Raw genomic sequence first — 12,608 nt, forward strand, 5'->3', positions numbered from 1 at the left:
GCGCACGCCCTGCTTGCCGTCAGGCCGTGAAACCCTGGTCGCAAAGCTCTCTGAGAGCGGCGGGCGAGAAACGGTCGAGCGCAAGCTCCGGCAACAGGTCGTTATCGGCCGCGAGGTTGCGGTTCATGGCAGCGGAAAACAGGCTCGTTCCCGCTTCGTGCAGAACAGCGGGCTGGCCGGCGATCCTTCCAAGCAGACTGGTGGGGACGAGCCCGAAGGGCACGTCCTCGTAGATGTACCGGCTGTCGGCTGTCGCCGGGCCGAAACCGCCCCGTCCTTCGGTGTGCATCTGCTGATTCATGTCCGAGACCGTGCCCATCGGCACATGGAAAGACAGGGAGAAATGTTCGCGTACGGTTCTGACCGACAGACCGAAGGTTTCGGCGATCTTCAGCCGCTCCGCGTCGAGCGCTTCGATCAATTGTCCGACAGCCGGCGTCACATGCTCGCCCTGTCCCCATTTCTCGCCCTTCTCCATACGGGTCAGGTTGAGAAGCGCGATGCCCAGGTGGTTCTGCGGGTTGAGGTTGGAAAGCGAGATGGCCAGAAGTCCGTCGCGCTCGACGAAGCGGTCGCCGAAGAGTTCCGTGCACAGCGCCTTCCCCTCGGCTGCGGCAGCCTTCGGCAAAGTGGCGACGTCGATTTTCTGGCGGACGGTATTGACGGAAACGCTTGCGCCGTCCGGCTGCTGGCGGCCGGTCAGTAGGGTCGTGCCCCAGACGATGATGGGCAGGAAAACGCCCCGTTCGGCCAGCCGCTTCGAAAGATAGAGCGCGCCGAAGGAGCTGTGCGAGCTGACGATCACGGGCTGGCCGGACTTCAGGTGCGGCAGCGCCGCATCGAACGCCACGCGATGACCATTGGCTGGCAGCGCAACGATGACCGCGTCGACGTCGGCGACCGCCTCGCTTGCGTCACGGGCAACCGCCACCGGGCCGGAAAACTCGACGGCGCCTGTCGCCGTCAGCGGCTCCCCTTCCGACAGTTTGCGCGTGCGCGCACCCGAAGGAGACCACAGAACGGGGTGATGACCGGCTTTTGCCAGGAAAGCTGCCATGCCGAAGGCGATCGCCCCGGCGCCGAGAATACCAATACGCATCTTGGTTCTGTCTTCCTTTCTCAAATGGCGACGTGCTTTGCCGCCTTGCAATCGAGGTCGCCCAACACCGCTCTTCGCGAAGCATCCAGCGGGAAACCGGAGATTTTTCACTGGATAGCACCGAAAAGAAAAATTGTCCTTTGTCACTGGCGCTTAAGATACGTTTTATGCAGTATGAGACAGCTATAATGCACTGGGCGCATGATTGTGATGGAGATACGGGAACTCGAGGCCTTTCTTGCGGTGATGTCCACCGGCAGCATCACCGCCGCCGCCCGGCTGCTCGATCGCTCCCAGTCCCAGGTCACGCGCCTCATCCAGGACCTCGAAACCTCCGTCGGCTTCGCGCTCTTCGACCGCAACGGTCCGAAGATCGCACCGAGCGAAAAGGGGATCGCCTTCCACGCGGAAGCCGAGCGCTTCCTGAGCGGCATCGGCCATTTGCGGGAGCGGGCAAGGACGATAGCGGAAAAGGAGCCGCAGCCGATCGAGATCGTGGCGATCCCGGCCTTCGCCAGCGGCATCATCCCCTTGGCGCTCGCGGCGTTGCCGGAAAGGCTGCTGCCGCGAAAAATCCATCTGCGCAGCCTGCCGGCAGAGGCGGCGGTGCAATCGGTTTTGGCCCGCACGGCAGATTTCTGCGTCACGTCTCTGCCGGCCGACCAGCCCGGACTGGAAGTGCACGGGGTGTTTCAGGGACCTTGCGTTGCCGCCGTGGCGGAAGGTGATCCCCTTGCCGCCTGCGAAGTGATTTCGATCGCAGATCTTGCCGGACGCAACATTATCACGATGGCCAATCCGTTCCGCCTGCGCCACCGCGTGGACCTGGCGTTGGAGGCAGCGAATATCCGCCCGGCCAGGATCATCGCGACCAGCGTTTCGGTCAACGCGGTACAGATCGCATCGACGGGGCTCGGCGTGGCAATCATCGAGCCTGCGACAGCCTACGGCTTGAAGCTGGCCAATGTCGCGGTCCGTCCGCTCGACGTCGACATTCCTTTCCCGTGGGCGATCTTTTCGGCCGCCGCGCGTCCGTTATCCGACAGCTCGCGCGAACTGATCCAGGCGATCATACAGATTGCTTCCGCCCACATCCCGGGATTTACCGCTCACGACCCGCGCAACGTCAATCGCGTCGCCGATATGATCTTGGGAGGAGACCAGACCGACGCACGCTAGCCCGCGACCCCCCTTCCAAATGCCAGGAAGTATCCAATGCATAACAACGAAACTAAGAACCAAAAGAGGAGAATGACATGAAAGACTTCACCGCAACCCGCCGCTCCACGCTGAAGCTTCTGGCCGCCGGCACGGGCGTCCTCGCGGCACCGGCAATCATTCGCCCGGCATTTGCCCAGTCCAAGGTCGTGAACATCACCACCTATGACAAATTCGTTCCGCAATCCTTTATCGACCAGTTTCAGAAGGATACGGGCATTGAAGTGCGCATTCGCCTGACAGACGACCAGGGCAAGCAGTACAACGTGCTGTCGGCCGAAGGCGAGACGCCTACGACGGATATCGTCACGGTCACCGGCCATCGTCTGCCGCAATTCATCGGCTCCAAGCTGCTCACGCCGCTCGACACCGGCCGGCTGAAGAACTGGGACAAGCTCGCCTCCGCCTACAAGGGCGCACCGCAGCTTACCGTCGACGGTTCCGTCTACGGGGTGCCGCTTTTGGCCGGCTTCGAGGGCCTCGCCCGCAACACGGATTATACCAAGGCCTCCGACAGCTGGGCCATCATGTTCGATCAGGAATACAAGGGCCTGACGTCCTACATCATTTCCGACTTCCTCCAGATTACCATGCGCTATCAGGGCAATGACGGCGACTTCGTCGCCTATGAAGGCAAGCCGGAGGAGGCGCAGGCCGCAACCAACAAGGCGCGCGACTACCTGATTCAGAACAAGGACATGGTTCGCAAATACTACGACGCCGGCTCCGAAGTTCAGCAGATGTTCGTCAACGAGGACATCTATGTCGCCCATAGCTGGTCGGGCCCTGCGTCGAAGCTGATCATGGACGGACATCCGATCGAAATATCGGTTCCGAAGGAGGGGACCTATGGTTTCCTCTACTCCTTCAACGTGGTGAAGAACGGCCCGAATACGGATGCGGCCTATACCTTCCTCGATGCCATCCTCTCGTCTCCGGAGATCGGCGCGGCGATGAGCCGGCAGTCGGGCTTCGCCTCCGCATTCGACGGCGTGGACAAGGTGCTGAACGACAAGGAGCGTGCTGCGATGACCCTGCCGCAGGAGCAGACCGAGCGCATCCAGTTCTTCAGCTCCGTCAACCGCGACATGAAAAACGAGATGGTCGACAAGGCGGTCGCCGAGATCAAGGCCGCCTGATCGATCGCCGAGGCCCATCCGACGCGGCCGGTCCCCATGGGATCGGCCGCGAGTAAGAGCATTTCCTGAGCCTGGAACGACGACAATGGTAGATACGACCACAATGCAAGCCCGATCCGCCGGTTCTCTACGGGTGCCCCGTTATGCCGGATGGATCGGCAAAGCCGTCGGTTCGGGCCTTTATCGCCACACCATCGGACGTCTTGCGGACAGCCGCCGTGCCCGCCTGGCGCTGCTTGCCGGCGTCCCTCTCTTCTGGATCGCGGCGCTGCACATCGGGCCTATCTTCCAGATGGGGCGGATCAGCTTCATGACGGATTACCCGCAAGCACCGGACGGAGGCCCCGCCTATACGCTGGCCAATTACGAGCTGTTCTTCTCCGACCAGCTCTATTTCATGCCCTTCATCCGCAGCCTCATCTTCGCGGCCGTCGTCACGATCTCGACCCTGGTGATCGTTTATCCGGTCGCTTACTACGTCGCGAAGATCGTTCAGCCGAAGAACCGCATGCGCGCGTTGCTGCTCCTGCTCATCCCCTTTTGGGCTGGAGAACTGATCCGCACCTTTTCGGTCATCATGCTTCTCGCCAATCGCGGCGCGGTCAACGTAGCGCTACGCGAACTCGGCTTCATCGATCGGCCGATCCCGATGCTCTACACGTCGTTCTCGCTGAGCTTCGGCGTCATCTATCTGCTGGCGCTCTACATGTTGCTGCCGCTCTATTCGGCCATCGAGAAGATACCGACACCGCTCATTCATGCGGCGGCCGACCTCGGTGCCGGCCCGTTCCAACGCTTCCGCCGCGTGATCCTGCCCTTGTCGAAGGACGGCATCGTCTCCGGCTGCAGCCTCGTCTATCTCACCTCCGTCGGGGTCTTCGCGGCACCGCTCCTGCTCGGCGGCCCGAATACGGTCATCTTCCCCGAGGTGATCGCGACGCTCTTCCACTCCTCGAACGACAAATGGCCCGAAGGCGCCGCTTTCGCCATGCTGCTGCTCGCGGTTTCGCTCTCGACGGTCGGCCTGTTCATGCGGGTGATCGGCGGCCGTTCGGTCCGGCTGATGTAAGGAGGCCACGATGCGACCATACTTCGCCGATCTCCCGAAAACCGCCCTCGGTGCAGCCTACTGGCTGTTTGCGGTCTATCTCCTGCTGCCGCTGGCGCTGATGACGGCAATGAGCTTCAAGGATGCGAGCTTCGTCGCCTTTCCGATCACGGACTGGACGCTCAACTGGTATGCCCAGGTGCTGCAGGACAAGCAATTCATCGAAGCCTCGCTCTATTCGGTCGGGATCGCGCTGGCGACCACCGCCGCGGCGACCGTCATCGGCGTGTGGATCGCTCTTCTGGTCTCGACCGAGGGCATCTGGGGCAAGGCCATCATCTTCGCACTCGCCTGCCTGCCGGCGGTCGTCCCGGGCCTCATCAACGCAATCTCCATGCGGATATTCATCCGCACCGTCGACATCCCGACCGGCACGGCGGCGATCATCCTGTCGCATGCAGTCCATGCCGTGCCCTTCGTGGTGATCATGGTGCTCACGCGCCTGCGTTCCATGCCGGCCAATCTGGTCGACGCGGCCCGCGATCTCGGCGCCGATCGGTTCGTGGCCTTCCTCAGAGTCACGATCCCGTACCTGATGCCGGCACTTCTCGGCGGCATGATCTTCTGCGTGCTCACCAGTATCGACGACTTCGTCCGCACCTTCTTCCTCGGCGGCTACAAGCCCACGCTGCCGATGCTCATCTTCGCGAAGGTGCAGGGCGGCATGTCGCCGGAGATCAACGCCATGGCGACGATCGTGCTGGTCGCGACAGCCGCTGTCGGCGTTTACGCCGAGCACCTCACCCGCCGTTGAAGGAACTGACGATGCAGCCTGTGGTCCACTTCAAAAACGTCAACAAATATTACGGCGGATTGCCTGCGGTCGATGGCCTGGACCTCGCCGTAGAGCCGGGACAATTCGTGACGCTGCTCGGCCCCTCCGGTTGCGGCAAGTCTACGACGCTCAGGATGCTCGGCGGTTTCGAGCAACCCTCGTCGGGGGAGATCTATCTCGAAGGCGAGCCGATCTCGCATCTGCCGCCGAACAGACGCAACGTCAACATCGTCTTTCAGGACTATGCGCTCTTTCCGCACCTCAACGTCGGACGCAACATCGCCTTCGGACTGGAATTGAAAGGACTGGCTTCGGACGCGATCCACAAACGGACCATGGAGCTGCTGGCCCTCGTCAAGCTCCAGGATTTCGCCGACCGCATGCCCGACCAGCTTTCGGGCGGCCAGCGCCAGCGCGTCGCGCTGATGCGCGCGCTCGCCCCAGACCCGAACGTGCTCCTGCTCGACGAGCCCCTTTCGGCGCTCGATGCGAAGCTGCGCCAGCAGATGCAGATCGAGCTGAAAACCATCCAGCGGACCACCGGCAAGACCTTCATCTTCGTCACCCACGATCAGGAGGAGGCGCTGACCATGTCCGACGTGATCGTGGTGATGAACAAAGGCAGGATCGAGCAGATGGGCGGCCCGAACGAGCTCTATTCCCGGCCGCGCAGCCGCTTCGTCGCCAACTTCATCGGCCAGAGCAATTTCCTCGAAGGCAAGCTGCTTTCCGACGACGGCGCGACCGCGGCCATCGACTGGAACGGAAGCATCATCCACGCCGACCTCAACGGGACGAAGCTGGCGGCCGGCAGCGGCGCGACCGTCGCGCTTCGTCCCGAGGCCCTCTACTGCGTGGCGGAACAGCCGAAGGACCGGTTCGCCCTGAAGGGGCGCATCGTTCAGCGCGTCTTCAAGGGCGCCCATACGTCCCTGACCGTGCAACTCGAAAATGGCGCGGAGCTGGCCTTGCAGCTCGATCCGGTAGCGCTTTCGCACATCGGGACGGACGAGGTGTGGCTCGGCTGGCGCGAGCGCGACGCGGTCGTTCTTGCCGACTGACGCGCCTGTTTGGCGCAGACTTTTCAGGGGGCCGCCGGCAGCGGCGGTCCCGAAAGCGGATTTCAGGAGCAAAGGCTATTATGACGGATGAACAGCATGGGCGGCTCGCGGAACTGAATGCGAGGGTCAAACAGGACCTGGACTATCTCAATTACCCGCCTGCCAACTGGTCGAAGCCGGTCACGACGGCTGACGGACAGCCGGTGAGCGATGTCGTCATCATCGGCGGCGGCATGTGCGGCATGGTCGCCTGGCTTGCCCTGACCCGGGCAGGCATCGCCAATCTGCGCATCCTCGACCGTGCCCCCGAGGGCCAGGAGGGTCCCTGGGTCACCTTTGCCCGCATGGAAACCCTGCGCTCGCCGAAGAACCTGCTGGGCCCGGCGCTCGGCATGGCCTCGCTCACCTTCCGCGCCTGGTACACCGCATGCTTCGGTGAAGCGGCGTGGGAAACGCTGTTCCGCATTCCCCGCCCGATGTGGATGGACTATCTGAAATGGTACCGCGGGGTTCTGTCCATTCCCGTCGAGAACGACACGCATGTCACTCGCGTCCGCCCTCGCGAGGACGGTCTCCTGGAGCTGGAGATTGCCGGCGGCGGCAAGCCTTCCATCGTCACGCGCAAGCTGGTTCTGGCCACGGGCCGCGAAGGCCTTGGCGAGCCGGTCGTTCCGGCTTTCGTCAAAGGCATGAAGCGCCACGCGTCCTGGGCTCACTCCGCCGACGACGTCGATTTCGAGGCACTCAAGGGAAAGCGCGTCGTCGTCATCGGTGTCGGCGCATCCGCTGTCGACAATGCGGCCGAGGCGCTGGAGTCCGGCGCGGGCGAGGTCCGCCTGCTCGCGCGCCGCAAGGAGATGCCGACCGTCAACAAGCTGATGGGCATCGGCTCCTACGGGGTAACGGCGGGGTTTGCCAAAATCGATCCGGAGTGGCGCTGGCGGATCATGGACTATTCGGTCAAGCAGCAGACGCCGGCGCCGCACAATTCGACGCTGCGCGTCAGCCGCCATCCCAACGCCTTCTTCCACTTCGATTGCGCCATCGGCTCGATGCGGGAGGAAGGCGGCGAAGTGCTGATCACCACCACGAAGGGCCGCGTCTTCCGGACCGATTTCGTCATCCTCGGAACCGGTTTCACGGTCGATCCGCTCAGCCGCGACGAGCTCGCGCCCTATCAGGACCGGATCGCCTGCTGGGAGGACCGCTACACGCCGCCGGCCGGAGAAGAGAATTCAGACCTTGGCCGTTTTCCATGGCTCGATGACGATTTCTCCTTCACCGAGAAGGAGCCCGGCACCGCGTCATGGCTCAAGGACATCCACTGCTTCAACTATGGTGCCTCGATAAGCATCGGCAAGGTGAGCGGCGACATTCCGGCAATCAGCGAGGGCGCGCTCTGGCTGGCACGCGGGATCGCCGCCTCGCTCTTCATCCGCGACATCGACTACCACTGGAAAGCCCTGCTCGCCTATGAGAAGCCCGAACTCGACGGCTCCGAATGGACGGACGCGGACGCGCCGCAGCCGGCACACAAAACTGCTTGAATTTCTCGATGACGATTGCCCAAGCTGAAGGATTACGATGACCGTTTCCCCGAAAACAGATGTGATCGACGCCGTGCTCGGCCTGGATCCCTCCTCGCCCGTTCAGGCGCTGCGCGAACGGCGCGAAAAGCTCAAGCATTTCACGCAAACCAGTCATGACGCGGCGCTTCTCCCCGCCGAACCAGGTAATTTTTCCTACGCCATGAGGGCGGCTCTCGCGGCGCGCATCGCCGGCCTCTGGAAAGCGGCAGAGCTCCAGGCCCATTACAAGGCGCAGCTCGAGGAGAAGGGATCGACACCCGACCTTCGGTCAATTGCCGATCCGTCCTTCAGGCCCGAGGGCGACAAGCGGCTCGCAACGATGCTTGCGCATGTCGATCTGGTGACGCTCAAGCCGAAGGAAGCGACGCGCGCGAATATCGAAGCGCTCTACGCCGTCGGTCTCGACGACCGCGATATCGTAACCCTCGCGGGTCTCATCGCCTTCGTGAACTATCAGGTGCTGGTCGTGGCCGGCCTCAAGATGCTGAGGGACAACTAACATGTCGGAAGCCGTACACGAATTCACCCTGGAGCCGCTCGACTGGCAGCCCTATGTCAAACCTGTGAAGCTCGACGAGGCGACGCCGGAGCAGCTCGACGCTCTGAAAGTGACGCCCTCCAACACCAAGGTTTCGAACTATGTCCTGGTTCTGGCCAACGACGCCGAGATGCTCGCCGAACGTACGCCGCTCTTCAACGACATCATGTACAGCGAAGGCGGGCTCTCGCGCGGCGGGCGCGAAATCGGCGCGCTGGCGGCTTCCTTCGTCAACCGCTGCATCTACTGCGCCTCGGTGCATGCCAACCGCTACATCCAGCTGGAAAAACGGCCGGAGGTGGTGGACGAAATCTACAGAAGCGGCCTCGACGCCGACCTGCCGGATTTCGAGCAGGCGCTCTTCAATTTCGGCGTGGATCTGACGGCGCACCCGGACAATGTCGGCGTCTACCAGTTCTACCACCTGCGCGAGATCGGGCTCGACGATCTGGAGATCCTCGACCTGATCCATTCGATCGCAATCTTCGGCTGGGCGAACCGCCTGATGCATACGCTCGGCGAACCGCATCTGAAGGAGTGAGACGTTGGGCGTTGCGTAACGTAGAGGCCTTCAGCGCCGGCCTTCGTTCCGAATTCAACCGGTTTCGATGCCCATTTCTCCGATCAGCCTCTCCCGCGCGGCAAGGGCAGCGATGGCGCGTTCGCCCAGTTCGCGAGCCACGAGATTGAGTAGCCCTTCGCAAAAGACGATATAGGCTCCCATGCTGTTGCTGAAGAAACTGCTGGCGTGCGGGATGAAGAAGGCGTGCCGGGCGGGGGGAACGAGCGGCGAAGAACGGCTGTCCGTTACCGCGATCACCTCCAGTCCGGCTTTTTCTGCCACCGCCGCCACTTCCGCCACGCTGCGGGTATAGGGCGCGCAGCTCGCGACCAGAACCAGGTCTCCGGGAGAAAGCTGCGACAGCGCCTCCGCCTCGCCGAGACGCGGTGCGTCCAGCAGAGCGACGTCGCTGCGCAGCATTCCGAGGCCGTAGACCATAAAGCTCGCGAAAGCATGGAACTGGCGTACACCGTGCACGCGCACACGCGGCGCGGTCGCGAGCAACGCCGCCGCCCGCTTCAGCGTCTCGGCATCCGTCTGACCCAGAAAGCCGTCGATATTCGCCTTCGTCTCCTGGCCGATGCGTTCGAGGACATGGACCTCTTCCCGCTCGCCGCGCGTGACCGACATCAGACGGCCAGCCTGGCGGCTGTAGAAGTAGCGCTCGTCATCGGCGATCGCCTGGCGGAAGACGCTCTGGAAATCGCTGAAGCCGGCATAACCGAGCCGCTTGGCAAGCCTGGTAAGTGTCGAGGCGTTAACGCCCTGGCCGTCGGCGAGCTCTGATATGCTGCGCACCGCCGTCTGTTCGGGCGTATCGACCAGGCGTGCCAGCACGTCGAGCGCCTTGCTGCCGAGAGCCAGGTCGATTTCCTTGCGCCTGATCCTGAGCGTCAGGTCGCGCAGTTCCTCGATCGTGCCTGGCCGGGCGGATGCAGGGGGATCTGTGGGCGGTGCCATCGTGAACCTCAATCGAGCAGCGACCGCCTTTCCTCGAAGCGAAAGAGCGGTGCGGCATGCGCCCTGTCGTAGATTTCGCAGGCGATTCTGTCCATGTCGACGCGAAAGACCGCCGTCGCCAGCGTATTCTCGCTGTCCGGATCGTCAGGCTGTTCGCGATAGATCGGCAAGGCCGTCCGCTGCCGGTCCCAAAGGACCGCAAGAGGTTCGACGCCAGTCACGCCGCCGGCCAGAATTTCCTCTCCACGTTCCTGTCTGGAGCGGGAAGAGGCGGTGACGCGCTGGCGCTCCTCGCGCGTGCCGTCGTGAATCAGATGGTTGGCGTGCACTTCGGGCGCATCGACCTGCCGGACCGAACAGGCCGAATGGGTAAACTCGACGCTGGCTATGCCCCGATTTCCGGGCTGCGCCAGGGAAATATGGAAGGCGGCGGCGCGCTGCGAACTGCGCAGCATGTCGAGTGCCTCGCGGACCGTGCCGCAATCGAGCACGGCGCGGCAGAGGACCATGCGCGGCATTCCTGGTCCTGTCTGACGCGAGCGGATATTGTTGACGGCCATGGCGAGCCCGGCATCGTTGAGCGCGAATGTATGCCCCGGAAGCGAACCGGGATAGACGAAGCCGAAGAAGGCGCGGCCCCCTGCGGAAGCGATACGGACAATGGCGCAGCCCGGACGAAGGCCCGGATCTCCGTCTTCGTTATGAGCCAGCGTGAGCCTCTGGCCGGGCAGCATGACGGTGGTGCATCCGTCGGGGGCGATCGCCCGGATATCGCCGCGGCAGTTCCAAGCAAAGACCTCGTCAAAGGGCAGTTCGAGGCCTTTTGCGAGACCGTGCAGTTCCTCGAAATAGCGGGGAAAGTGTGCTTCGACCAGTGCCCTCGCCGCGACTATGCGTTCATGGCCGGCGAAGGCGATGACACTTGCCCAGCCGTGCGTCCTGATCAGATGGCGGTGGACGATGTCTCGGCCATGGCGGCCAAGCGCAACGCCGACCTCGAAGGGCGATCCGTTGATCTCGACCAGGGACAGGCTGCTTGGAACCTCAATGGACATGCTGGAGAAACTCACGAAGACGCGGATTTTCGGGATTATCGAGAAGTTCGGTCGGATCGCCGTCGACGGAAATCTTGCCGCCCTCCATGAAGATCAGCCGGGAGCCTACCTGGCGTGCAAAGGCGATCTCATGCGTGACGACGATCATCGTCATGCCCTCCTCCGCAAGCGATTGCATCACCCGCAGAACCTCATGGCGCAGTTCGGGGTCGAGCGCGGAGGTCGGCTCGTCGAAGAGCATGAGTTTCGGCTTGACGGCCAGCGCGCGGGCGATGGCGACGCGCTGCTGCTGGCCCCCGGAGAGCTCGGAGGGATAGTGATGGCCGCGGTCGGCCAAACCTACTTTGGCAAGCAGCTCGCGGGCTTGCCCGATCGCCTCGGCCTTGCCGACGCCACGCACGCGCCGCGGCCCGAAAGCGACGTTCGCGAGCGCCGTCATCTGTGGGAAAAGGTTGAATTGCTGAAACACCATGCCGGCTTCCTGCCGGATGAGTCTCACCTTGGAGCGCCCTTCGCGCACGCTGATGCCGTCGACCACGAGGTCGCCCCCATCGATCTCCTCGAGTGCATTGATGCAGCGCAGAAGGGTCGACTTGCCTGAGCCCGAAGGGCCGATGAGCACCACGACCTCACCGGCCTCGATGTTGAGGTCGACTTCCTTGAGCACGGTTACGTTGCCGAATGCCTTGGTGACGTTCCTGAATTCCACAATGCTCATAGGATGCGCATCCTCTTTTCCGTCACGCGCAGGATCAGGGTCAGCGTGCTCGTCATGATGAGGTAGAGAACGGCGACGGCGGACCAGATCTCGACTGCGCGGAAATTCGCCGCCATGATTTCCTGGCCCTGGCGGGTCAGCTCGCCGACACCGATGACGATGAAGAGCGATGTGTCCTTGAGGCTGACGATGAACTGGTTGCCAAGCGGCGGGATCATTCGCCGGAAGGCGATCGGGCCGACAATGTAGGCGAGCACCTTCCAGACCGGTAAGCCGAGCGCCAGCCCCGCTTCCTTCAGTCCCTTGTTCACCGAGAGCAGCGAGCCGCGAACGATCTCGGCAATATAGGCGCCCGCATTGACAACGATCGCCGTCACCGCCGCGGTCATCGGATTGACACGAAAATCCGCGAGCAGCGGCAGGGCGAAGTAGATGAACATCACCTGCACGACGATCGGCGTGCCCCTGATCACCTCGACATAGGTAAAGGCGACGGCGTTCAGGATAGCGTTGCCATAGGCACGCATGAAGCCGGCGACGACACCGACGACCAGGCCGCCGACGAGGCCCGCCAGTGCTATCAGAATGGTCAGCCGTGCACCACCCAGGAGAGCGGGCATGGCCTCCACGACCACAGACCAATCGAATTCCATTGAATTGCTCCGCTGCGTCGCGATCTGCCCCTGCGGCGATGGCGACGCTACCGATAGAGGTTATGGGCGGCTGCAGTGGCAGCCGCCGCGGCTTTGTGGAAATGCTCTCGCCATTCCTGCGGGCGGGCTGGAT

The 12,608-nt window shown here is 62.9% G+C and carries 13 protein-coding genes; 8 read left to right on the top strand and 5 right to left on the bottom strand.

Going from position 1 to position 12,608, the window contains the following annotated elements; translation table 11 throughout:
• Nucleotides 1–19 precede the first annotated feature (19 nt).
• The gene (locus AC6CIG_RS17755) at nt 20–1,099 is read right to left on the bottom strand and encodes an NAD/NADP octopine/nopaline dehydrogenase family protein (protein ID WP_498323180.1); all 1,080 of its coding nucleotides are present in this window, start codon (nt 1,097–1,099) and stop codon (nt 20–22) included.
• A gap of 201 nt (nt 1,100–1,300) precedes the next feature.
• Here AC6CIG_RS17755 and AC6CIG_RS17760 point away from each other — a divergent pair, with 201 nt between their 5' ends.
• From AC6CIG_RS17760 to AC6CIG_RS17795, 8 genes are all read left to right on the top strand, one after another.
• Nucleotides 1,301–2,278, top strand: a complete 978-nt coding sequence (locus AC6CIG_RS17760; protein WP_018097970.1) for a LysR family transcriptional regulator — start codon at nt 1,301–1,303, stop codon at nt 2,276–2,278.
• A 77-nt stretch (nt 2,279–2,355) separates the two neighbouring features.
• Nucleotides 2,356–3,456, top strand: coding sequence for an extracellular solute-binding protein (locus AC6CIG_RS17765; protein WP_018097971.1), 1,101 nt, complete (start codon nt 2,356–2,358; stop codon nt 3,454–3,456).
• 85 nt (nt 3,457–3,541) lie between these two features.
• Complete coding sequence (locus tag AC6CIG_RS17770; protein ID WP_018097972.1) at nt 3,542–4,525, top strand: ABC transporter permease; 984 nt, start codon at nt 3,542–3,544, stop codon at nt 4,523–4,525.
• A gap of 10 nt (nt 4,526–4,535) precedes the next feature.
• On the top strand, nt 4,536–5,318 hold the full coding sequence (locus AC6CIG_RS17775) for an ABC transporter permease (RefSeq protein ID WP_498323182.1): 783 nt from the start codon (nt 4,536–4,538) through the stop codon (nt 5,316–5,318).
• An 11-nt stretch (nt 5,319–5,329) separates the two neighbouring features.
• Nucleotides 5,330–6,400, top strand: a complete 1,071-nt coding sequence (locus AC6CIG_RS17780) for an ABC transporter ATP-binding protein (protein ID WP_018097974.1) — start codon at nt 5,330–5,332, stop codon at nt 6,398–6,400.
• 80 nt (nt 6,401–6,480) lie between these two features.
• The gene (locus AC6CIG_RS17785; RefSeq protein ID WP_018097975.1) at nt 6,481–7,947 is read left to right on the top strand and encodes an NAD(P)-binding domain-containing protein; all 1,467 of its coding nucleotides are present in this window, start codon (nt 6,481–6,483) and stop codon (nt 7,945–7,947) included.
• Between the two features lie 37 nt (nt 7,948–7,984).
• The gene (locus AC6CIG_RS17790) at nt 7,985–8,488 is read left to right on the top strand and encodes a CMD domain protein (RefSeq protein WP_018097976.1); all 504 of its coding nucleotides are present in this window, start codon (nt 7,985–7,987) and stop codon (nt 8,486–8,488) included.
• Between the two features lies 1 nt (nt 8,489).
• Nucleotides 8,490–9,068, top strand: coding sequence for a peroxidase-related enzyme (locus tag AC6CIG_RS17795; protein WP_100672490.1), 579 nt, complete (start codon nt 8,490–8,492; stop codon nt 9,066–9,068).
• 54 nt (nt 9,069–9,122) lie between these two features.
• Here AC6CIG_RS17795 and AC6CIG_RS17800 read toward each other — a convergent pair whose 3' ends face one another.
• From AC6CIG_RS17800 to glnP, 4 genes are read right to left on the bottom strand one after another with little or no spacing between them, the layout of a single operon-like run.
• The gene (locus AC6CIG_RS17800; RefSeq protein WP_018097978.1) at nt 9,123–10,049 is read right to left on the bottom strand and encodes a MurR/RpiR family transcriptional regulator; all 927 of its coding nucleotides are present in this window, start codon (nt 10,047–10,049) and stop codon (nt 9,123–9,125) included.
• An 8-nt stretch (nt 10,050–10,057) separates the two neighbouring features.
• Nucleotides 10,058–11,104, bottom strand: a complete 1,047-nt coding sequence (locus AC6CIG_RS17805; RefSeq protein WP_018097979.1) for a C45 family autoproteolytic acyltransferase/hydrolase — start codon at nt 11,102–11,104, stop codon at nt 10,058–10,060.
• Nucleotides 11,094–11,822, bottom strand: coding sequence for a glutamine ABC transporter ATP-binding protein GlnQ (glnQ, locus tag AC6CIG_RS17810; protein ID WP_018097980.1), 729 nt, complete (start codon nt 11,820–11,822; stop codon nt 11,094–11,096). Before glnQ ends, AC6CIG_RS17805 begins: the two co-directional genes overlap by 11 nt.
• Nucleotides 11,819–12,475 (bottom strand): glutamine ABC transporter permease GlnP, encoded by a 657-nt coding sequence (glnP, locus tag AC6CIG_RS17815; protein ID WP_018097981.1) that lies wholly within the window; start codon nt 12,473–12,475, stop codon nt 11,819–11,821. The genes glnQ and glnP overlap by 4 nt, the downstream gene beginning before the upstream one ends.
• Between the last annotated feature and the right edge of the window lie 133 nt (nt 12,476–12,608).

The organism is Sinorhizobium sp. GQ132 (assembly GCF_059758575.1).